Source organism: Paracoccus binzhouensis (assembly GCF_016446475.1).
Lineage (GTDB): Bacteria > Pseudomonadota > Alphaproteobacteria > Rhodobacterales > Rhodobacteraceae > Paracoccus > Paracoccus binzhouensis.
In genome coordinates, this window is record NZ_JAEHFP010000081.1 from 1 (window position 1) to 20,376 (window position 20,376).

17 protein-coding genes are annotated in these 20,376 nt (G+C 69.6%); 8 read left to right on the forward strand and 9 right to left on the reverse strand.

Features of this window, described 5'->3' with window-relative positions; translation table 11 throughout:
* Positions 1-454: 454 nt before the first annotated feature.
* The 3 genes from I9P22_RS16710 to I9P22_RS16720 all read right to left on the reverse strand — a co-directional run bounded on the left by I9P22_RS16710 (position 455) and on the right by I9P22_RS16720 (position 5,448).
* Positions 455-1,267, reverse strand: coding sequence for a glycosyl hydrolase (locus I9P22_RS16710; protein WP_199260638.1), 813 nt, complete (start codon positions 1,265-1,267; stop codon positions 455-457).
* 190 nt (positions 1,268-1,457) lie between these two features.
* A complete protein-coding gene (locus I9P22_RS16715; protein ID WP_199260639.1) occupies positions 1,458-4,892 on the reverse strand; it encodes a pyruvate carboxylase in 3,435 nt (1,144 codons plus the stop codon).
* Between the two features lie 106 nt (positions 4,893-4,998).
* Positions 4,999-5,448 carry a nucleoside deaminase gene (locus I9P22_RS16720; protein WP_199260640.1) on the reverse strand — a complete coding sequence of 150 codons (450 nt, stop codon included), beginning with the start codon at positions 5,446-5,448 and terminating at the stop codon, positions 4,999-5,001.
* Between the two features lie 108 nt (positions 5,449-5,556).
* On the opposite strand from I9P22_RS16720, the gene I9P22_RS16725 reads away from it, so the two are divergent.
* A complete protein-coding gene (locus I9P22_RS16725; protein WP_199260641.1) occupies positions 5,557-6,987 on the forward strand; it encodes a pseudouridine synthase in 1,431 nt (476 codons plus the stop codon).
* A 162-nt stretch (positions 6,988-7,149) separates the two neighbouring features.
* Here the strand turns inward: I9P22_RS16725 and hemP are convergent, their stop codons facing one another.
* Positions 7,150-7,326, reverse strand: coding sequence for a hemin uptake protein HemP (gene hemP / locus I9P22_RS16730; protein ID WP_084637789.1), 177 nt, complete (start codon positions 7,324-7,326; stop codon positions 7,150-7,152).
* Between the two features lie 191 nt (positions 7,327-7,517).
* Positions 7,518-8,510, reverse strand: coding sequence for a zinc ABC transporter substrate-binding protein (locus I9P22_RS16735; RefSeq protein WP_199260642.1), 993 nt, complete (start codon positions 8,508-8,510; stop codon positions 7,518-7,520).
* Positions 8,511-8,590: 80 nt separating this feature from the next.
* Here I9P22_RS16735 and I9P22_RS16740 point away from each other — a divergent pair, with 80 nt between their 5' ends.
* The 4 genes from I9P22_RS16740 (at position 8,591) to I9P22_RS16755 (ending at position 11,059) form a co-directional block, all read left to right on the forward strand.
* The gene (locus I9P22_RS16740) at positions 8,591-9,085 is read left to right on the forward strand and encodes a Fur family transcriptional regulator (RefSeq protein WP_199260643.1); all 495 of its coding nucleotides are present in this window, start codon (positions 8,591-8,593) and stop codon (positions 9,083-9,085) included.
* On the forward strand, positions 9,085-9,852 hold the full coding sequence (locus tag I9P22_RS16745; protein WP_199260644.1) for a metal ABC transporter ATP-binding protein: 768 nt from the start codon (positions 9,085-9,087) through the stop codon (positions 9,850-9,852). The genes I9P22_RS16740 and I9P22_RS16745 overlap by 1 nt, the downstream gene beginning before the upstream one ends.
* 6 nt (positions 9,853-9,858) lie before the next feature.
* Positions 9,859-10,641 carry a metal ABC transporter permease gene (locus tag I9P22_RS16750; protein ID WP_199260645.1) on the forward strand — a complete coding sequence of 261 codons (783 nt, stop codon included), beginning with the start codon at positions 9,859-9,861 and terminating at the stop codon, positions 10,639-10,641.
* A gap of 214 nt (positions 10,642-10,855) precedes the next feature.
* Positions 10,856-11,059, forward strand: a complete 204-nt coding sequence (locus I9P22_RS16755; protein ID WP_379029276.1) for a hypothetical protein — start codon at positions 10,856-10,858, stop codon at positions 11,057-11,059.
* A gap of 267 nt (positions 11,060-11,326) precedes the next feature.
* Here I9P22_RS16755 and I9P22_RS16760 read toward each other — a convergent pair whose 3' ends face one another.
* The 4 genes from I9P22_RS16760 to I9P22_RS16775 all read right to left on the reverse strand — a co-directional run bounded on the left by I9P22_RS16760 (position 11,327) and on the right by I9P22_RS16775 (position 16,783).
* The gene (locus I9P22_RS16760; protein ID WP_199260646.1) at positions 11,327-11,995 is read right to left on the reverse strand and encodes a YjbF family lipoprotein; all 669 of its coding nucleotides are present in this window, start codon (positions 11,993-11,995) and stop codon (positions 11,327-11,329) included.
* A complete protein-coding gene (locus I9P22_RS16765) occupies positions 11,992-14,190 on the reverse strand; it encodes a YjbH domain-containing protein (RefSeq protein WP_199260647.1) in 2,199 nt (732 codons plus the stop codon). Before I9P22_RS16765 ends, I9P22_RS16760 begins: the two co-directional genes overlap by 4 nt.
* A 93-nt stretch (positions 14,191-14,283) precedes the next feature.
* A complete protein-coding gene (locus tag I9P22_RS16770; protein WP_199260648.1) occupies positions 14,284-15,273 on the reverse strand; it encodes a hypothetical protein in 990 nt (329 codons plus the stop codon).
* 127 nt (positions 15,274-15,400) lie between these two features.
* Positions 15,401-16,783 carry an L-serine ammonia-lyase gene (locus I9P22_RS16775; protein ID WP_199260649.1) on the reverse strand — a complete coding sequence of 461 codons (1,383 nt, stop codon included), beginning with the start codon at positions 16,781-16,783 and terminating at the stop codon, positions 15,401-15,403.
* A gap of 232 nt (positions 16,784-17,015) precedes the next feature.
* On the opposite strand from I9P22_RS16775, the gene dusB reads away from it, so the two are divergent.
* The 3 genes from dusB to I9P22_RS16790 form a co-directional block, all read left to right on the forward strand.
* Entirely contained in the window at positions 17,016-18,065 is a 1,050-nt protein-coding gene (gene dusB / locus I9P22_RS16780; protein ID WP_199260650.1) for a tRNA dihydrouridine synthase DusB, read from the forward strand.
* Entirely contained in the window at positions 18,062-19,219 is a 1,158-nt protein-coding gene (locus I9P22_RS16785) for a two-component system sensor histidine kinase NtrB (protein ID WP_199260651.1), read from the forward strand. The genes dusB and I9P22_RS16785 overlap by 4 nt, the downstream gene beginning before the upstream one ends.
* A 9-nt stretch (positions 19,220-19,228) precedes the next feature.
* Positions 19,229-20,376: sigma-54-dependent transcriptional regulator (locus I9P22_RS16790; protein WP_199260652.1), on the forward strand; the 1,148-nt coding region annotated here is incomplete at its 3' end.

Here is a 20,376-nt window from a genome sequence, read left to right on the forward strand (position 1 = left end):
CTCGGCATCCCGGTCACGGAAGCTGTAGGATAAGTCTGTCCGGGGAGGGGGTAACCGCGCCCATCACCTGAGTTATGCAACAGAGCCCGTCCGGGGTGTGGAATGAGCAGAAAAGCACGTCTTCTGGAAGTGGCCCGCCGAAAGCCATGATCTATCTCGCTCTTGGTGCCCGTCAGGCAAGGACAAAAGGGTCGCAGCCGACCGTCACACAGTCGGCCGTCTTGCTAAACCATTTCGTTCAGATAGCGCAACCAGTGGTGGCGAATATGGGCAGGATCGGGCGGGTTGGGCAGCAGGCAGCCTATATAATCGGCACGTTTTGGGGTCGGGAGAATATCCTCGCCCGCCGAGGATTTTCAGCAGTTGCAGGGGTTTGTGCATTCGCCGCGGCGCAGCAAAAGCTTCTTTCGCATAGGCGGAAACTTGCCAGAAGAACAGCCCGGCGCCGGCGGTTTCAATGCTCGGCATACAGCTGGTAGAGCGGCGACGGCCGCCCCTTGCCGTCGAAGAAGGCCGAGGTGGACAGGCTGCGGCCATCGCCGAAGGTGCCGCCCGAGAACCAGCAATAGCCCCGGATCCAGGGCGTGCGGTCCATATAGTCGAGGATCTCGGACATGAAGCCGAGGCTTTCCTCGACCCCGTAACGGTTGCGCTTGCGACCCTGGGCCGAGCGCCAGTCGGCCACGCCGATCTCGGTCACCCAGATCGGCCGGCCGTAAAGCCGCCAGGTGTCCTCCAGCCGCTCAATCACCTGCTCCAGGTTCGGCGCCGAATAGGAATGGAAGCCGATGGAATCGATCCTCAGCCCGCGCCGCTCGGCCTGCAGCATGAAGTTGGTCATCCAGCGGCCGCGCGAATTCACGCAGGAGGGCGAGACGATCTCGTCCGCCCGATCCTGGAATTTCGGCCAGGCCTCCAGCGCCTCGGGCACCGACAGGTTGGCCTGGTTGCGGCCGTCCGGCTCGTTGAAGCCGAACAGGATCGGTGCCCGGCGCGGCAGCAGTCGCAGCCGCTGCGGTGTCCGCCTGGGATCCCAGCCCCAGACCATCGGCGCGAAGGGAATGTCGATGTCGGGATGCGGCGAGAGGCTCCAGTTGTAATACCAGCTGCAACCCAGGTCGGGGCGAAAGGCATGGGCGGGGCCGCAGAAGCCCTTCTTGCCGGTGGGGCGGAAGGCGGCCGAGGCCGGTGCCGCGGCCAGGCTCAGCGCCGCGGCGGCGCCGATCTTCAGCAGGGAACGACGGGAAAGGGAAAATCTTTGCTGCACTGTCCTGAACCGCTGACCTGTGGCGTCATCGGCTCCATGACTTCGGCAATGGCGCCCGGGCGGTCAACCGCGGATTGAGGAAAGGGCGGTTCCTTCGCCGAACCGGCGGATATTCTCTCAAGTCTGCGCACGAAACGGCCGGCTCTCGCCGGTGAAACGGCCCGCCGTTTCCAGCGGGCCACGAGGGCTGTCATTCCATCTCGACCATGAGGTCTTTTGCGTCGATCTGCTCTCCCGGTCTGACGTGCAGCGCCTTGATCACGCCGGCTCGGTCGGCATGGATGGCGGTTTCCATCTTCATGGCCTCGATGGTCAGCAGCAGGTCGCCGGGATTGACCTTCTGCCCCTGCGTCACCGCGACCGAGGCGACGACGCCGGGCATGGGGGCGCCGAGATGGCCCTCGTTGCCCGGGTCGGCCTTGGGACGGGCGGCGGTCTGCGACTTGACCAGGCGGTTCGGCACCCGGATCACCCGCGGCTGGCCGTTCAGCTCGAAGAACACCTTCACCTCGCCCTTCTCGTCGGTCTCGCCCACGGTCTGCAGGCGGATCTCCAGCGTCTTGCCGGGGTCGATCTCGGCCTCGATCTCCTCGCCCGGCTCCATGCCGTAGAAGAAGGTCCGCGTCGGCAGCGTCCGCACCGGGCCGTATTGCCGGTGCCGGCCCATGTAGTCCAAAAACACCTTGGGATACATCAGGTAGCCGTTCAGGTCCTCGTCATCGACCGCCTTGCCTTCCAGCTGCCGGATCAGCTCGGCGCGGGTGGCCTCGAGGTCCACCGGCGGCATCGCCGCGCCGGGGCGGGCGGTCAGCGGCGCCTCGCCCTTCAAGACCTTCTTCTGCAACGCCGCCGGCCAGCCCCCGGGCGGCTGGCCCAGGTTGCCCTTCATCATGTCGACGACGCTGTCGGGGAAGGAGACCTCGACCGCCGGGTCCTCGACCTGCGCCCGGGTCAGGCCCTGCGCCACCATCATCAGCGCCATGTCGCCCACCACCTTGGAACTGGGCGTGACCTTGACGATGTCGCCGAACATGCGGTTCACCTCGGCATAGGCCTGGGCGACCTCGTGCCAGCGGTCCTCAAGGCCGAGCGAGCGCGCCTGAGCCTTGAGATTGGTGAACTGGCCGCCGGGCATCTCGTGCAGCCAGACCTCAGAGGCCGGGGCCTGCAACCCGCTCTCGAAGGCGGCATAGTGCTCGCGCACCGCCTCCCAGTAGTTCGAGATACGGCGGATGGCGTCGATATCCAGGCCGGTGTCGCGATCGGTGTGGCGCAGCGCCTCGACGATGGAACCCAGGCAGGGCTGCGAGGTATTGCCGGAAAAGGCGTCCATGGCGCAGTCCACCGCATCCACCCCGGCCTCGGCCGCGGCCAGGATCGAGGCGCCGGCGATGCCGCCGGTGTCATGGGTGTGGAAATGCACCGGCAGGCCGATCTCTTCCTTCAGCGCGCGGACCAGGACCCGCGCCGAGGCGGGCTTCAACAGCCCCGCCATGTCCTTCAGCCCCAGCACATGCGCGCCGGCATCGCGGAGCTCGCGCGCCATCTTCAGGTAATATTGCAGGTCGTATTTCGCGCGCGCGGGATCGAGCAGGTCGCCGGTATAGCAGATCGTGCCCTCGCAGATCTTGCCGCTCTCGATCACCGCATCCATGGCGACGCGCATGTTCTCGACCCAGTTCAGGCTGTCGAAGACCCGGAACACGTCCACCCCGGTCTTCGCCGCCTGGCGGACGAATTCCTGCACCACATTGTCGGGATAGTTGGTATAGCCGACGCCGTTTGAAGCCCGCAGCAGCATCTGCGTCATCAGGTTCGGCATCCGGGCGCGGATGTCGCGCAGCCGCTGCCAGGGGCATTCCTGCAGGAAGCGATAGGCGACGTCGAAGGTCGCGCCGCCCCAGCATTCGACCGAGAAGAGGCCGGGCAGGTTCGCGGCATAGGCCGGCGCCACCCGGATCATGTCGATCGAGCGCATGCGCGTCGCCAGCAGCGACTGGTGCCCGTCGCGCATCGAGGTGTCGGTGATCAGCAGCCGCTGCTGCGCCAGCATCCAGTCGGCGACGGCCTTGGCGCCTTTTTCCTCCAGAAGCTGCCTTGTGCCGGGGGCCGGCTCGGCCTTGGCGGGCGGCGGCACCGGGATGCGCGCCTCGGCCGGCGGCAGCGGGCGGCCGGCGGTCTCGGGATGGCCGTTCACGGTGATGTCGGCGATATAGACCAGGAGCTTCGTCGCCCGGTCGCGGCGCTTGCGGAATGCGAACAGGTCCGGCGTGGTGTCGATGAACTTGGTCGTATAGCTGTCGTCGAGGAAGGTCGGGTGCTTCAAGAGGTTGATGACGAATTCGATATTCGTCGCCACGCCGCGCACCCGGAACTCGCGCAGCGCCCGGTCCATCCGCGCGATGGCCTTCTCGGGGGTCTGGGCATGGGCCGTGACCTTGACCAGCAGAGAATCGTAATAGCGGGTGATGACGCCGCCGGAATAGGCGGTGCCGCCGTCCAGCCGGATGCCGTTGCCGGTGGCCGAGCGATAGGCGGTGATGCGGCCGTAATCCGGGATGAAGTTGTTCAGCGGGTCCTCGGTCGTGACCCGGCATTGCAGGGCATGGCCGTTCAGATGCACGTCCTCCTGCCGGGCGACGCCGGTGGCCTCGGCCAGCGTCGCGCCCTCGGCGATCAGGATCTGGGACTGCACGATGTCGATGCCGGTGACCTCCTCGGTCACGGTATGCTCGACCTGGACGCGCGGGTTCACCTCGATGAAGTAGAACGCCTGGCTGTCCATATCCATCAGGAATTCGACGGTGCCGGCGTTGCGGTAGCCGACGGCACGGCCGATCCGCAGCGCCAGCTCGCAGACCTCGGCGCGCTGCTCGGGGGTCAGGTAGGGCGCCGGGGCGCGTTCCACGACCTTCTGGTTGCGGCGCTGCACGGTGCAGTCGCGTTCATAAAGATGGTAGAGCCCGCCATGGCCGTCACCCAGAAGCTGCACCTCGACATGCCGGGCGCGCAGGATCATCTTTTCCAGGTAGCCCTCGCCATTGCCGAAGGCGGCCTCGGCCTCGCGCCGTCCCTCGCGCACCTTCTCGGGCAGTTCCTCGGGGCCCATGATCGGCCGCATGCCGCGCCCGCCGCCGCCCCAGCTGGCCTTGAGCATCAGCGGATAGCCGATCTGCGCCGCCTCGGCCTTGATCGCCTCCATGTCCTCGCCCAGCACTTCGGTCGCCGGGATCACCGGCACGCCGGCCTGGATGGCGACACGCCGCGCCGAGGCCTTGTCGCCTAACGCCCGCATGGTGTCGGCGCTGGGCCCGATGAAGGCAATGCCGGCGGCCTGGCAGGCATCGACGAAATCGGGGTTCTCGGACAGAAGCCCGTAGCCCGGATGGATGGCATCGGCGCCGGATTCCTTCGCGACGCGGATGATCTCGGGGATCGACAGATAGGCCGCCACCGGCCCCAAGCCGCCGCCGATCCGGTAGGCCTCGTCCGCCTTGAAGCGGTGCAGGCTCAGCTTGTCTTCCTCGGCATAGACCGCGACCGTCTTCTTCCCAAGCTCGTTCGCCGCCCGCATCACGCGGATCGCAATCTCGCCACGGTTCGCAACAAGAATCTTACGGAACATCAGTCTCCCCCATGTTCGCCCGGTGGTCGCCCGGCGGGCATCCTATCCATGCTGCAGTGCAGCGCAAGCACCCTTCGCGACGCTTTCGTGACGCGGGTTTCTCATTTCAGCGGCGTTCGCGAAAGAATTCTTGCAGCAGGCGGCGCGATTCTTCTGCCGAAATGCCGTCCACGATCTCGGGCCGGTGGTGGCATTGCGGATGGTCGAAGACCCGCGCGCCATGGCGCACGCCGCCCATGCGCGGGTCCTCGGCGCCGTAATAGAGCAGCGCGATCCGCGCCGCCGAGATGGCGGCGGCGCACATTGGGCAGGGTTCCAGCGTCACCCAGAGCCGCGCCCCCGGCAGCCGTTCCGAGCCGAGCCGCGCGCAGGCGGCGCGGATCGCCAGGATCTCGGCATGGGCGGTGGGGTCGCGCATCTCGCGCGTGCGGTTGCCGGCGCGGGCCAGCACCGTCCCGTCCGCGCCCACCAGCACCGCGCCGACCGGCACCTCGCCGCGCCGGGCGGCGGCGCGGGCCTCATCAAGCGCTTCGGGCATGTGCGAGGCAAAATCCATGCGCGCTTTTCGCGCGGGCTTGCCTTATGCGCAAGAACTGCTTTCCATCCTCATGCGTTGGGCGTAGAGAGCCCGCTTTGCCACCGCAGCGATGCGCAGGAGATCGCCATGACCGAAGACAGCCCCGAAACCGCCCCGAATCCGCAGGCCGACCGCATTGCCAAGGTGATGGCCCGCGCCGGCGTCGCCTCGCGCCGCGAGGCCGAGCGCATGATCCTGGAAGGCCGGGTGACGGTGAACGGCCAGAAGATCGACAGCCCGGCGCTGGACGTGACCCCCCAGGACAAGATCCGCGTCGACGGCAAGCCCATGGACGAGCCGCAGGAGACGCGGCTGTGGCTTTATTACAAGCCCCTGGGCCTTGTCACATCGACCTCGGACGAGAAGGGGCGGCAGACGGTGTTCGACGCCCTGCCGCGCGACCTGCCGCGGGTGATGACCGTGGGCCGGCTGGACCTGAATTCCGAAGGCCTGCTGCTGCTGACCAATGACGGCGAGTTGAAGCGCCGGCTGGAACTGCCGACCACCGGCTGGCTGCGGCGCTATCGCGTGCGGGTGAACGGCCAGCCGAGCGACCTGACCTTCGCGCCGCTGCGCCGCGGCGTCACCATCGACGGCGAGGAATTCGCGCCGATGGAGATCAGCCTGGACAGCCAGCAGGGCGCCAATGCCTGGCTGACCGTCGGCATCCGCGAGGGCAAGAACCGCGAGATCCGCCGCGCCATGGCCCATGTCGGGCTGATCGTGAACCGGCTGATCCGCATCGGCTACGGGCCGTTCAAGCTGACCGGCCTCGAGGAGAACGAGGTGCGCGAGGTCAAGCGCAAGGTGCTGCGCGACCAGCTGGGCGGGCTGTTGACCGGCGAGACCGAGGAAAAGCCGCGCAGCTTCCGCGAACGCGGCGCCGCCCATGCGGACAAGGACGATGCGCGTCCGCGCAAGCCCCGCGCCGAGGGGGATCGCAAGCCCTTCGCCAAGCGCGAGGATGGCGAGCGTCGTCCCTTTGCGCGCCGCGAGGATGGCGACAGGAAACCTTTCGCCAAGCGCGGAGAAGGGGATCGCAAGCCCTTTGCCCGGCGCGAGGATGGTGCACGTCCCTTTGTCCGGCGTGGCGATGCCGAGGGCAAGCCGGCCCGCGACGGGGCGCGCAAGCCCTTCGGCAAGACCTCGCGTGATGGGGCCTCGCGTGACGGGGCCCAGCGCGAGGGGGCACCGCGTGACGGCGACCGGCCGCAGCGCGGCGGCAAGCCCGGCTTCAAGGGCGGTTTCTCGGGCGGCCCCAGGGGCGACTTCAAGGGTGGGGCGAAACCCGCCGAGGGCGAGCGCGGTTTCAGGCCGCGCGGCGACAAGCCCGAGGGCGGCTTCAAGCCCCGGGGCGAGGGCAAGCCCGGCCAATCCTTCAAGACCGCCGGCAAGCCCGGTGCGAAACCCGCCGGAAAGTTTGCCGGAAAAGCCGCCGGGAAACCGGGCGCCCCGAAAACCAGTCGCGCCCCCGGGAAGGGAGCGCGACCAGAGGGAAAAGGCCCGCGGCGCGGCTGATCGCGCCGGTTTCGGGACGGGTAGCGGGTCGGACCGCCCCGGAAGGGTGCCCAGCCCGGCACGTTGCGCCGCCGTCGGGCTGTCGTCAGGCGATGATTCGGCGCGGCGCCGCCGCATCGAGGGCGTCGGTCCCGGCAGAGGGGCCGGGCCGCCCCTCGCCGTTCACTTGGTCAGGATCAGCTTGCCGGCGCGGGTGATGCGCAGGTTGTAGACCTGATCGCCCAGGACGATCAGCGCCTGATTGCCGCCAGCGGTCAGCATTTCGGCATCATATTCGGGAAGGCGCTGCAGGGCGGTCACGCCGGGACGCGTGAATTCGGCGGGGCGGGTCGCGGTCATGTCCAGTTCCTCGTTTCTGTCGCGGTAAGCGTAACCTGACAAATTTCCTCAGAGATGTCAAAGGAAAATAGTCGGGAATTTTCAGGATCCGCAATCCGCTGTTCTGCAAGGAAAAAGGCGGGCACCTGCTGGTGCCCGCCTCTCTGCTCGCCGGTTCTCATGCCGCCTGTTGCGCGGGCCTGCCTGCACCCTCAGCCCTGGCCGAGGCAATCGCTCAGCGCCGTGGCCATGCCGCGCAGCAGCTCGCCGTAAAGCGCCGCGCCGGGGGCGCTGCTGCTGCCGCCCGGATCCAGCACCGCGCCCTGCCGCACCGGGCTGCCCTCGGTCACCGCGGCCAGCAGCTTGGGATCGTGATTCGCCTCGGGGAAGGCGCAGACCGCGCCCTGTTCGGCGATCTCGTCGCGAATCGCCTTGAGCCGCGCGGCCGAGGGGGTCGAGGCATCGCCCAGGCTGACCGCAATGGCCGGCTGCAAGCCGTAATGGTCGGTGAAATAGCCATAGGCGTCGTGGAAGACCACGAAGGGCTTGCCCTGCGCCGGTGCCAGGCTGGCCTTCAACTCGCCATCCAGCGCCGCGATCGCGGCGGCGGCCTTCTCGGCATTGGCGGCATAGGTGGCGGCATGATCCGGGTCGCGCTCGGCCAGAGCGGCGGCGATGGCCTGCAGCCAGGCCTGCGCGTTGGCCGGGTCCAACCAGGCATGCGGATCGGTGCCGGAATGGTCATGGCCGTGGTCATCATGGCCGGCCCCGGCATGGTCCTCATGCTCATGCTCATGCTCATGCTCATGCTCATGCTCATGCGCTTCGGCATGGGCGTGATCGTGGTCCTGCCCGTCGGCATAGCTGCGGCGATGCGTTGCGGGCAGGTCCAGCAGCGTCAGCGACCGGCCGCCCTGCTGCAGGCCCGGGGCACTATGCTCCAGCCAGGGGGTCAGCTCGGGGCCGACCCAGACGAGCAGCTCGGCCTCCTGCAGGCTGCGGGCCTGGCTGGGGCGCAGCTGGTAGTCATGCGGGTCGCCGCCGGCCGCCAGCAGAACCTCGGGCGCGCCCAGCTCGCCCATCACCTGCTGGACGAGCGAGCCGACGACGGGAATGTCGGTCACGACGCCGGGCACCTCGGCCCGGGCGGGCAGGGCGGTGGTGCCAAGCGCGGCGGCAAGAAGAAGGGGGGAATATCGGGTCATGTCAGGCTCACTTGCGGAAACCCGGAAGTTATTTATGTTATATCGTAACCCGTCAAGCAGAAACGTAATGGTATAACATCATGTCTCCCGATCCTGCCCCGGCCGACCCGTTCCACGAGCACGACCACGCCCATTGCGCCGCCGCCGTGCTGCGCCGCGCCGAGGAGCAGGCCCGGGCCGAGGGCGTGCGCCTGACCCCGGTGCGGCGGCGCGCGCTGGAGATCCTGCTGGAATCGCATCGCGCCATGGGCGCCTACGAGGTGCTGGAGCGGCTGTCGGCCGAGGGGTTCGGCAAGCAGCCCCCGGTCGCCTATCGGGCGCTGGATTTCCTTGTGGAACAGGGGCTTGCCCATCGCGTCCAGCGGCTGAACGCCTATGCCGCCTGTCTGTCGGCCGAGCGCGACCATTCCCCCGCCTTCCTGATCTGCCGGGGCTGCGAGCAGGTGGCCGAGGCCGAGGCGCCCGAGCTGCGCGCCGCGCTTCAGGGCCTCGCCGGCGCCGCAGGCTTCCGCATCGAGCGCGCGACGGTGGAACTGCTGGGCCTCTGCGCCCGCTGCACCGAGGCGGGGCTCTGATGCGCGACCTGATCCGGGCCGCCGATCTGTCGGTCAGCCATGCCGGGGCCGACCTGCCGGTGCTGAACCATGTCGATTTCCACATCCGCCCGGCCGAGATCGTCACCGTGGTCGGCCCGAACGGGTCGGGCAAGTCGACGCTGGTGCGGGCGCTGCTGGGCCATGTGGCGCTGTCCTCGGGCCGGGTCGAGCGGGCGCCGGGCCTGCGCATCGGCTATGTCCCCCAGCGCGTGCATATCGAACGCGCCATGCCGATGACCGTGCGCCGCTTCCTGTCGCTGCCGCGCCGGGTCGGCGACGCCCAGGCCGCCGCCGCGCTGCAGCGGACCGGGGTGCCGGGGCTGGACGCCCGGCAGATCACCCAGCTTTCCGGCGGGCAGTTCCAGCGCGTGCTGCTGGCCCGGGCGCTGCTGGCGGACCCGCAGCTTCTGGTGCTGGACGAGCCCACGCAGGGCCTGGACCAGCCCGGCATCGTCGCCTTCTACAAGCTGATCGAGGAGGTGCGGGCCGAGACTCGCGCCGCCGTGCTGATGGTCAGCCACGACCTCCTGGTGGTCATGCGCGCCTCGGACCGGGTGGTGTGCCTGAACGGCCATGTCTGCTGCGAGGGCACGCCGCAGGCGGTGAGCGCCGCCCCCGCCTATCGCGCCATGTTCGGCGCCGAATCGCAGGGCACGCTGGCGCTTTACCAGCATCACCACGATCACGACCACGACCATGTCGCAGCGGGCCATGTGCACGGCCCGGCCTGCGCCCAGACGCATTGAGGCCCCATGCTTGACGATTTCCTGACCCGAGCCGTGCTGGCGGGGCTTGGCCTTGTGCTGGCGACGGGGTCGCTGGGCTCTTTCGTGGTCTGGCGGCGCATGGCCTATTTCGGCGATTCGACCGCGCATGCGGCGATTCTGGGCGTGGCGCTGAGCTTCGTCTTCTCGCTGCCGATCTATCTGGGCACGCTGGGCGTAGCGGTGGCCATGGCGCTGATCGTGGCGCAGCTGACCGCGCGCGGGCAGTCGATGGACACGGTGCTGGGGGTGCTGGCGCATAGCGCCCTGGCGCTGGGGCTGGTGGGGGTCAGCTTCGTGCCCTCGCTGCGCACCGGGCTGGATGCCTTCCTGTTCGGCGACATCCTGGCGGTGAGCCGCGCCGACCTGGCCTGGATCTGGGGCGGGGCGGCGCTGGTCCTGGGCCTGCTGGTCTGGCGCTGGCAGCGGCTGGTGACGGCCTCGGTGAACGAGGAGCTGGCGATGGCGGCGGGAATCGACCCGGCGCGCGAGCGGCTGATCCTGTCCCTGGCGCTGGCGCTGGTGGTGGCCATCGCGATTCGCATCGTCGGCGCGCTGCTGATCTCGGCCATGCTGATCGTGCCGGCGGCGGCGGCGCGGGGATTCGCTGCAACGCCCGAGCAGATGGCTGGTTCCGCAACCGCCATCGGCGTGATCGCGGTCCTGGGCGGGCTTTGGGCCAGCCTGTGGCTGGACACGCCCGCCGGCTCGTCGATCGTGGCGATTTCTGCGGTGATTTATGCTTTCAGTCTGGTGCTTTGCCGGAAATAGCCTGCGGAATCGGCGGGCAGGGAACCGGCAGGTTTCGGCCGGTCCGGCGGCGATATCTCGCCTAACGCATAAGGTGTTGGCTATTATGCAACAGTTGCCTGTGACGCGCATGTTTTCCCGATCAAGACCGCTTTCCAAGTCCTTGGGTTTATGCGACTGTCGCAGCGATGTTGCCGGAAACGGCAGCCTTCAAAGTACTGAACGGAGCATGATCATGACCAAATTCGCTACCTTCGCCCTGGCCCTCGGCCTGACGGCTTCGTCGGCTCTCGCCGGCGGCTATGTTGCCCCCGTCGTGGAAGTCGAGCCAGTCGTCGTCGACGAGAAGCCCGCTTCGTCGAACGCTGGCCTCGTCGTTCCGGCCCTGCTGCTGCTGGGCGTCATCGCCGCCGTCGCTTCGGACGACGACGACAGCTGATAGCTGAGCGGAACCCGGGTTCCGCAAGGTTCTCAAAGGGGCTGATCTTCGGATCGGCCCCTTTTTCATTGCGTTCCCTCCTGCCCGGCGATGCCGGGTTCCTGCGTCCGGGATGCACCCCGCAGGGCCGGCCCCGCCGGCGTCGCCCGTCATGGGTATTTGGGAAACGGAAAGCGGCCGGCCCTGCGCCGGATGGGGCCCGGAATGCAGGAAGCCGGCCCCGGGGCCGGCTTCCGCGTCCTTGTCCTTGTCTCTGCCCGGACCCGTTCAGGGCCGCAGGGTCTGGATGGTGACATAGCCCAGCCGCGGCCCCAGCCATTGCCGCGAGACCGGAAGATGGCCGCCCTGCGGCATGTAGTTGTTCTGGAAGCTGGTGCCGTGGCCTTCGCAGCTTTCCACCACCACGCCGGATTTCGGGCCGGGACCGACGTTGCAGTCGAAACGCAGCGGCCGCTCCAGCCCGTCGCCGCTGTAATAGCGCATCACCCGCGGGGCCGAGCCGGCGCGGCCGGCGCGGATCAGCGGTTCGGTCTGCGGTTCGGCCACCGACAGGTCGTTGCCCAGGCCGCGGGTGCCGATCACCATGCCGTCGCGCAGGATCAGCGCCTCTTTCGAGGGCGCCATATAGGTGCGCATGGCGCCGTTCTGCCCGGTCATCGCCATCACCTGCGTCCGGCCCAGCGATTCGAAACCGACCATGATCAGCGGCGCCGGGTTCACGCGCAGCGCCTCGGCGGCCATCTGCTCGGGGGTGCGGGCCGGGGCGGGGGCCTCGGCCTCCCTGTCGCCGCGCACCCGCGCCACGGTGCCGCCGGCCGCCTTGGCGGCGATCAGCAGCGGGTTGGTGTCGTTGCCGCTGTCGTCGTTGCCGCAGGCGGCCAGGCCAGCGATCAGCAGCGCCGACAGGGCCACCTTGTGGATGCGGGTCGTGATCATCGCCAGAAGCCCCCCCAGCCTTGATAGAGTTTGACCGATTGCGCGTCGCGGACCTTGTCGTAGAGCCGGCCGTTCACGTTCACCCGGGCGCCGCCGTCGCGCGACAGCGAGCGCAGGGTGCTGCCGGCCCGGTCGCGGGTCGGCGTGCCGATGGCCCAGGAGACCGGGATCGAGATGGTGATGCCCTTGTCGAACGAGCCCTCGCCGAATTCCTCGTCGCTCAGGTCGGTCTTGGTGGCGAAGGCGCCGATGCGCCAGCCATTGGCGAATTCGCGGGTCAGGGTGAAGGTCGCGCCCTTGTCGCCGGCCAGGTATTTGCCGACGTCCAGCTGCGCGGTGAAGCCGTTCGCGAATTCGTAATAGGCCGACAGGTGGCCGGTGGTGACCTCGTAGTCGCGGAAGCCGAAGACATCCTCGAAATCGCGCTTCCTCACCCGGTTGATCTCGGCCCCGAAGGCCAGGGGCGAGTTCGCCGGCTTCCACAGCACCTCGCCCGAGACGCCGCCATAGGCGCGTTCCAAGAGGCCGACGGTCATGCGGGTATAGACCGCCTCGGTCGGCTGGGCATACCAGGCCAGCGTCAGCTCGGGGATGGTCGGGCTGTCATTGCCGGTATACATGCGGGTGTCGGACCGGACCCGCGGTACGCCGTTCAGGTATTCGTTGGCCGGGTCCGAGACGTATTCCTCGGGCGTGTAATGCTCGCCGCGCTGGCCGGGGATGCCCGGCCCGCGCTGTTCCATGCTGCCGAAGGCGCGCTGGCGCACGGTGCCCGACAGGATCAGGCCCGGCATCAGCTCGTAGCTGGCCTTCAGCTGCGCTCCGACCTCGTAGCGCAGCGGATCCTGCGGGTCGAAGACGCCAAGGTCCAGGTAGGGCGCGAGGTTCCAGCGGAAGCGCGGGAACAGGCCCGGCGTGGCCACCAGGTCGCCCGGCCGCGGATCTGCATCGACCAGCTGCGAGGCGCCGGCGATGCGACCGGCCTCGGTATTCTCCAGCCGCTCGACATCCGAGCGCTTCAGCACCACCGAGGAGGTCGCCATGCCCTCGGAATTCGAGGTGATGACCAGCGTCTCGACCGAGGGCGGCAGGGCGCGGGTCATCAGCCGCGCGGTGCGGCCGATGGCCTCGGATTGCTGGATATAGCGGGTGTTGCGGATGCGGACCTCGGCGCGGTTGCCGGACAGGGCCATGGATTCCAGCATCTGCCCCTCGTCGGCCAGCGCGTCGGCCAGCGCGGTCTGGATCGCCGGCTGCGCGGTCGGATCGGCCGACCAGGCGCCCGACCAGCCCTCGGGATCGGCCGAGGGGGCGGGGCGCGGTCGCACCGGCGCCGGGGCCTTCTCCAGCCCCGAGGGGAAGGGGGCGTTGCGCGGGTTCAGCGCAAAGCTGAACTGCGCCCCGAAGGTGTCGCCGCCCAGCGTATACAGCCCGACCTGGTAGCTGGGGCTGAAGGTGTAATAGGCGCCGAGGTTGAACCGGCCCGGATCGTCGTCGCCCTGACGGGCATCGGTGATGGTGCCGTTCGGGCGGAGGAAGCGGGCCAGGTATTCGTCGTTGGAATATTCCGCCACCAGCCGCAGCTTGTCCGTCGCCTGCCAGGTGACCGAGCCGAAGGGCCGCGCCTTGCCGCGGAACCACTGGTCCACGTTCGGCTTGCCGCCGGTGTCGGTGGTGTCGATGACCCGCGGATCGCCCGCCAGGATGCCCCAGCCGATGCCGATGCTGGCGCGCAGGCGCGGGGTGATGGTCTTGGTGGCGACGATGTATTCGCCGGAATAGACCCCGGTGCCCAGGAAGTCCTGCAGCCCGACCGCAACGGCCGGGCGCCAGCCCGCCTCGTCCAGGAACTGGAAGCGCAGGTCGAAGGAGCGGTCCCAGATATGGCCCAGGTCGTTGTGGTCGTTGATCCCCTCGACCCGCGAATAGCGCAGGGCGGTGGATAGCCGCGGATGCAGCTGGAAGACGATATTGTGGCGCCGGGCGCGCTCGGTATAGGACAGCGTGCCGCCCAGCGTCCCGTCCGGCAGCATCTCGGCCGTCGGGGTGTCGACACCGCCGGGCAGGCCGTAGCTGTTCAGCACGTCGCCGATCATCGGATCGGTGCGGGCCGGGCCGGTGCCCAGGCCGAGCAGAAGCGCCACCGGCACGGTCGAGGCCAGCAGGCGACGGGTAAGGATCGAATGGGCGCGCATCGGCGGGTCCTTTCAGGTCTTGGCCCGCAGCCTGTGCTGGCGGGTTGGCCGGCGCCGCGCGGGGATCGTCCCGCGCGGTGCCCGGATCTTGGCTTATTCGCTGTCGGTCTCGGCGGCGGGCGGGGTCGGCGGCAGCACCAGTTCGGGCGCGGGAACGCCGCCGGTGGTGCCTGTGGTGGCGGCCCCCGAGGCGGTGCCGGTCGTGGTCCCGGTGGCCGTCCCGGTCGAAGCGTCCGAGCCGCCAGCCGCGCCGCTGTCGGCCGCGTTGCCCTCCGCGCCGGAGGGGGTCGTGGCGGAAGGGGTCGTGGCGGTCGTGCCCCCGGTGGTCGAGGCGCTGCCCGAGCCCGAGCCCGGGGTTTCGGTGCTCGGCGGCTGGGTGGTCGGTGCGCCCGTGGTCGGGGTGCCGGTGGTCGCGGGCGTGCTGGTCGGCGCGGTTTCCGCCTTGGGCAGCGTGGTCGTGGTCACGGTGCCCGGCTGCGTGGTGGGGGCAGTCTCGGGCTGCGTTCCGGTCGGCTTGCTCTCGGCCGGTTTTGCCGCCGGGGCAGCCGGCTTCGGCTGGGTCTTGGGCTTCGGCGCCGCGGAGGAGGCGCGGGTCTGCGCCTTGGGCATGGTGTCGGTCGGCACGGCACAGCCGGCCAGGCGCTGGCTGCCGACGCGCAGGCTGGCGGTGAAGGGCGTCTTCCGATCGCCGATCTCGCAGGACTGGGCGCGGATGTTCAGCGCGAAGATCTGGCCGTTCATGTTGCCGATGAATTCCACGCCGCTGGCATAGGTCATGCGGCGCACGGTCACGCCGACGGATTTCGCGCCTGGCCGCTCGAAGACCGCGGTCTTGTCGGCGGCGGTCACCGTCCAGCCGCTGCCGGCGGCGCGGAACATGGCGGTGCCCATGGTGCTGGCCTCGGCGGTGGCGACGGGCTTCTGCTCGGTCCCGGTCTCGATCGGCTGTTCCAGCGGCGAGACGCCGGGCGGGCCGACATGGCCGGCGGCCTCGGGCTCGGCGGACTTCTGGAAGGGCAGTTCGCCACAGGCTGCAAGGGCGACTGTCATCGACAGCACGGCAAAGGCCGAACGGAATTTCATCTGCTCTGTCCCGGTTCCATGGGTTTTGCTTGTGTTTATTGGCTACAGGAAGCCCATGGCTTGGGCAAGCGCAGACAGGCCCCCGCGGCTTGCAAGGGCGGCGCTTGCGCGAAGTTCCGCAACCGGCTCAGCAGTTCGGCACGTTGACGGCCAGGCCGCCCAGCGAAGTTTCCTTGTACTTGTCGCTCATGTCGCGGCCGGTCTGGCGCATGGTCTCGATGGCGGCGTCCAGCGGCACGAAATGCTGGCCGTCGCCGCGCAGGGCCAGGCTGGCGGCCGAGACCGCCTTGATGGCGCCCAGGCCGTTCCGCTCGATGCAGGGCACCTGCACCAGCCCCTTCACCGGGTCGCAGGTCATGCCCAGGTGATGCTCCAGCGCGATCTCGGCCGCGTTCTCGACCTGGGTGACGCTGCCGCCCATCGCGGCGCAGATCCCCGCCGCCGCCATGGCCGAGGCCGAGCCGACCTCGGCCTGGCAGCCGCATTCCGCGCCCGAGATGCTGGCATTGTGCTTGATCAGCCCGCCGATGGCGGCGGCGGTCAGCAGGAATTCGTCCAGCTGGCGTTCCGAGGCGCCCGGCACGTGGTCCAGCCAGTAGCGGATCACCGCCGGCACCACGCCCGCCGCGCCATTCGTCGGCGCCGTCACCACCTGGCCGCCGGCGGCGTTCTCCTCGTTCACCGCCATGGCATACATCGACATCCAGTCGTTGATGACATGCGGCGCGGTCAGGTTCATGCCGGCCTCGGCCCGCAGGGCCTCGTGGATGCCGGCGGCGCGGCGGCGGATCGAGAGCCCGCCGGGCAGGATGCCGCGGGCTTCAAGGCCCCGGTCCATGCAGTCGCGCATCACCTGCCAGATCCGGCGGATGCCGGCGGAAATCTCGGCATCGCTGCGGAACACGCGCTCGTTCTCGCGCTTCATCTGGGCGATGGACTTGCCCGATTTTTCGGCCATCTCCAGCATCTCGGCGGCCGAGGCGAAGGGGAAGGGCACCTTGGGCGAGGCGTCGGTGCGGGTGTCGTCGCCGCGCGCCGCCAGTTCGGCCTCGGTCATCACGAAACCGCCGCCGATCGAGTAATAGACCTCGCGGAAGATCACGTCGCCCTGCGCGTCGGTCGCCATCAGCACCATGCCGTTGGCATGGCCGGGCAGGGCGCGGTCGTAATCGAAGATCAGGTCTTGGGCCGGGTCGAAGGCCAGGTCGCCCAGGTCGCGCGGCGACAGGATCCTCGTCTCGCGATTCTTCTCCAGCGCGGCCTCGGCGGCCTCGGCATCCATGGTTTCGGGCAGGAATCCCGCCAGGCCCAGGATGGTGGCGCGGTCGGTGGCATGGCCCTTGCCGGTAAAGGCCAGGCTGCCATGCAGGCTGGCGCGCAGCCCATGGGCGCGAAACGGCTGCTGGCGCAGCGCATCGAGAAAACGCCCTCCCGCAACCATCGGGCCCATGGTATGGGAGGAGGACGGGCCGACCCCGATCTTGAAGATGTCGAAGACCGAAAGAAACATGCCGCGGCTCCTCTTGTCAGTGGCATTGCAGTCTATCCGCGGCTCCGGCGGCGGGCCAGAGCGGCTGCGACGGCTGTTAGGCAGCTTCGCGACATTTGACGAGTCGTGATATGCACGTTATTTGGGCAATCGGCCCAAGAAATCGGCAATATCGGTCGCGACGTAACCGCCCGGGAAGCGGGCAGAGGCCGTTTCCTTTCGCATCCCCCGAAGCCGGCATACGAGTTTTCCCATGACGCTGCCCGAACCCATCACCCTTGGCACCACGCGGCTGGGCCCGCCGGTCTTTCTGGCGCCCATGGCCGGGATCACCGACCTGCCCTTCCGCCGCGCCGTCGCCCGCCATGGCGGGGCCGGACTGATGGTCAGCGAGATGGTCGCCTCGACCGAGATGGTGACGCCGCGCCCCTCGACCCGCGCCGCGGTGCGCGCCAAGGCGCTGACCGAGGGCGCGCTGCCGGTCTCGGTCCAGATCGCCGGGCGCGAGGCCGGGGCGATGGCGGAAACCGCGCGCATCGTCGCCGGCATGGGCGCGCGCATCGTCGACATCAACATGGGCTGCCCGGCCAAGAAGGTGACGGGCGGGCTGTCGGGCGCGGCCTTGATGCGCGACCTCGATCACGCGCTGGGGCTGGTCGAGGCGGTGGTGGCCGCCGTGCCCGACCTGCCGGTGACGCTGAAGATGCGGCTGGGCTGGGACGCGGATTGCCTGAACGCGCCCGAGCTGGCGCGCCGCGCTGCCGGGGCCGGGGTCAGGATGCTGACCGTGCATGGCCGCACCCGGGCGCAGTTCTATACCGGCCGCGCCGATTGGGCGGCGATCCGGGCGGTGGCGAACCTGCCGGTCCGGCCGCCGCTGGTCGCCAATGGCGACGTGGTGGATGCGGCCAGCGCCCGCGCCGCCCTGCGCCAGTCCGGCGCCGATGCGGTCATGGTCGGGCGCGGCGCCCAGGGCGCGCCCTGGAAGCTGGCGCAGATCGCGCATGATCTGTGGGACACCCCCGCGCCCGAAGTGCCGCAGGGCGCGGCGCTGGCCGAGGCCGTGGCCGAGCATTACGAGGACATCCTGTCGCTTTACGGGCGCGAGCTGGGCCTGCGCGTCGCCCGCAAGCATCTGGGCTGGTATGCCGAGGCGAACGGCGCCCCGAACCGCGCCGAGCTTCTGCGCGCGCCCACGCCCGCGGCGGCGCTGGCCGCGATCCGCGCCGGCTTCGGCGATGCCGATGCGGCGCTGGTCGATGCCGTCCATGCCAATGCCCAGGCCACCGAGGTGCCTTCATGACGGCCCGGGCCAGGTCCGACATGCTGCCCGATCCCGAGATGGAAACCGGCGGCGGATTCATCCCCGCAGAGGTCGGGCCGAACTGGTCGGCGCTTCCCCTGCCCGCGATCATCCTGGACGCAAGGGGCCGGATCGCGGCGATGAACGACCTGGCCGAGGCTTTCCTGAACATCTCCTGCCGCTCGTCGCTGGGACAGGCGCTGGAAGGCCCCGAGATGCGCAAGCGGCTGCGCATCGTGCCGCGGCTGGGCACCATCCTGGAACGCATGCGCGCGGGGCACGAGGCGCTGAACCATGCCGGGGTGCGCTTCGAGATCGGCGACCGCTCGGGCGGGCATTCCGACCGCATCGCCACCGTCCATGCCGGCCAGGCCCCCAGCCCCGAGGGCGGCACCGTCATCCTGCTGGCGCCGGCCGATGGCGGCGGCAGGCTGGGGCAGGGGCAGGCGGCGCGGTCCGCCGCGCGCTCGGCCATCGGCATGGCCGAGATGCTGGCGCATGAGATCAAGAACCCGCTGGCCGGCATCCGTGGCGCGGCGCAGCTGATCGGCATGAACCTGACGGCCGAGGACCGCGACCTTGCCGACCTGATCGTGGCGGAATCGCGCCGCATCGTCGAGCTGCTGGACCAGGTGGAACGCTTCGGCGACACCTCGGCGCCGCGGCTGGCGGCGGTGAACATCCACGACGTGCTGGAACGGGTGCGGCGCTCGGCCGCGGTGGGCTTCGGCAAGGGGCTGCGCATCGTGCCCGATTACGACCCTTCGCTGCCGCCGGCGCTGGTCGATGCCGACCAGCTGGTGCAGGTCTGCCTGAACCTGGTCAAGAACGCCGCCGAGGCCATCGGCCGGGCGGGCCAGGGCGGCACCATCCGCCTGCGCAGCTTCTACGACGGCACCCTGCGCCTGGCCCCGACCGAAGCCGAGCCGCAGGGCCGCAGCCTGCCCCTGCAGATCGAGATCGAGGACGACGGCCCAGGCATCCCCGAGACGCTGATCGCCGAGGTCTTCGAACCCTTCGTCTCGGGACGCGAGAACGGCACCGGCCTGGGGCTGGCGCTGGTGTCCAAGATCATCACCGACCACGGCGCCTGGATCGCGCTGGAATCCCGCCCCGGTCGCACCGTGTTCCGCATTTCACTACCCAAAGCCTGAGGATTTCCCATGGACGGCACCGTTCTGATCGCTGACGACGACCGCACCATCCGCACGGTCCTGACCCAGGCCCTGACCCGCGCCGGCTGCCGGGTCCATGCCACCGGCTCGCTGGCGCAGCTGCAGCGCTGGGTCGAGGAGGGCCGGGGCGACCTGGTCATCACCGACGTGATGATGCCCGACGGCAACGGCATCGACATGATCCCGGCGATCCGCAAGGCGCGGCCCGACCTGCCGGTGATCGTGATCTCGGCCCAGAACACCATCGTCACCGCCATCCGCGCCACCGAGGCCGCGGCCTTCGACTATCTGCCCAAGCCCTTCGACCTGCCCGACCTGATGACCCGGGCCGGCCAGGCGCTGTCGCGCCGGCTGCGCCGCCCCGATCCGGCCGCCGCCGCTGCCCCGGCGCCCGAAGCCGGCGCCGATCCGGCCCTGCCGCTGATCGGCCATGCCCCGGCCATGCAGAACCTGTTTCGCATGGTGGCGCGGGTGCTCAATGCCGACCTGCCGGTGATGATCGCCGGCGAGGCCGGGGTGGGCAAGACCGTGGTCGCGCGCTCGTTCCACGACCTGTCGGACCGGCGCGAGGCGGGCTTCGTGGTGCTGACCTCGGCCGACCTGTCCGAGGATACCATCCACAGCGCCGACGAGCGGGCGCAGGGCGGCACGCTGCTGATCGAGGATCCGACCGGCTTCGACACCGCCGCCCAGGCCCGGCTGATCGGCATGATCGAGGCATGGGAGGCCGGACCGAGCCGCAACCTGATGCCGCGGCTGCTGTCCACCACCGGACCGGACCCGCAGGCCGACGTGGCTGCCGGCCGGCTGCGGGCGGACCTGTATTACCGGCTGGCCGGGGTCACCGTGACGGTGCCGCCGCTGCGGGCGCGGGTGGACGACATCCCGCCGCTGGCCCGGCACCTGCTGGCCCGCGCCTCGGCCCAGGGCCTGCCGCAGCGCACGCTGTCCGAGGGCGCGACGGCGCTGATCCGTGCCTATCCCTTTCCCGGCAATGTGCGCGAGCTGGAAAACCTGATGCGCCGGCTGGCACTGACCGCCGCGGCGGCCGAGATCACCGAGGCCGAGGCCCGCGCCGCCCTGGCCGAGTCGAGCCCGATCGTGCCGCCCGCCCCGGCCACGCCCGCCGCCGCCCG

What these genes read in the sequence shown, in the direction of transcription:
- I9P22_RS16755 (WP_379029276.1), top strand. Translation starts at nt 10,856, where the DNA reads ATGACCAAATTCGCTACCTTCGCCCTGGCCCTCGGCCTGACGGCTTCG.
- I9P22_RS16720 (WP_199260640.1), bottom strand. Translation starts at nt 5,448, where the DNA reads ATGGATTTTGCCTCGCACATGCCCGAAGCGCTTGATGAGGCCCGCGCC.
- I9P22_RS16750 (WP_199260645.1), top strand. Translation starts at nt 9,859, where the DNA reads ATGCTTGACGATTTCCTGACCCGAGCCGTGCTGGCGGGGCTTGGCCTT.
- dusB (WP_199260650.1), top strand. Translation starts at nt 17,016, where the DNA reads ATGACGCTGCCCGAACCCATCACCCTTGGCACCACGCGGCTGGGCCCG.
- I9P22_RS16775 (WP_199260649.1), bottom strand. Translation starts at nt 16,783, where the DNA reads ATGTTTCTTTCGGTCTTCGACATCTTCAAGATCGGGGTCGGCCCGTCC.
- I9P22_RS16765 (WP_199260647.1), bottom strand. Translation starts at nt 14,190, where the DNA reads ATGCGCGCCCATTCGATCCTTACCCGTCGCCTGCTGGCCTCGACCGTG.
- I9P22_RS16770 (WP_199260648.1), bottom strand. Translation starts at nt 15,273, where the DNA reads ATGAAATTCCGTTCGGCCTTTGCCGTGCTGTCGATGACAGTCGCCCTT.
- I9P22_RS16740 (WP_199260643.1), top strand. Translation starts at nt 8,591, where the DNA reads ATGTCTCCCGATCCTGCCCCGGCCGACCCGTTCCACGAGCACGACCAC.
- I9P22_RS16715 (WP_199260639.1), bottom strand. Translation starts at nt 4,892, where the DNA reads ATGTTCCGTAAGATTCTTGTTGCGAACCGTGGCGAGATTGCGATCCGC.
- I9P22_RS16735 (WP_199260642.1), bottom strand. Translation starts at nt 8,510, where the DNA reads ATGACCCGATATTCCCCCCTTCTTCTTGCCGCCGCGCTTGGCACCACC.
- I9P22_RS16745 (WP_199260644.1), top strand. Translation starts at nt 9,085, where the DNA reads ATGCGCGACCTGATCCGGGCCGCCGATCTGTCGGTCAGCCATGCCGGG.
- I9P22_RS16785 (WP_199260651.1), top strand. Translation starts at nt 18,062, where the DNA reads ATGACGGCCCGGGCCAGGTCCGACATGCTGCCCGATCCCGAGATGGAA.
- I9P22_RS16760 (WP_199260646.1), bottom strand. Translation starts at nt 11,995, where the DNA reads ATGATCACGACCCGCATCCACAAGGTGGCCCTGTCGGCGCTGCTGATC.
- hemP (WP_084637789.1), bottom strand. Translation starts at nt 7,326, where the DNA reads ATGACCGCGACCCGCCCCGCCGAATTCACGCGTCCCGGCGTGACCGCC.
- I9P22_RS16725 (WP_199260641.1), top strand. Translation starts at nt 5,557, where the DNA reads ATGACCGAAGACAGCCCCGAAACCGCCCCGAATCCGCAGGCCGACCGC.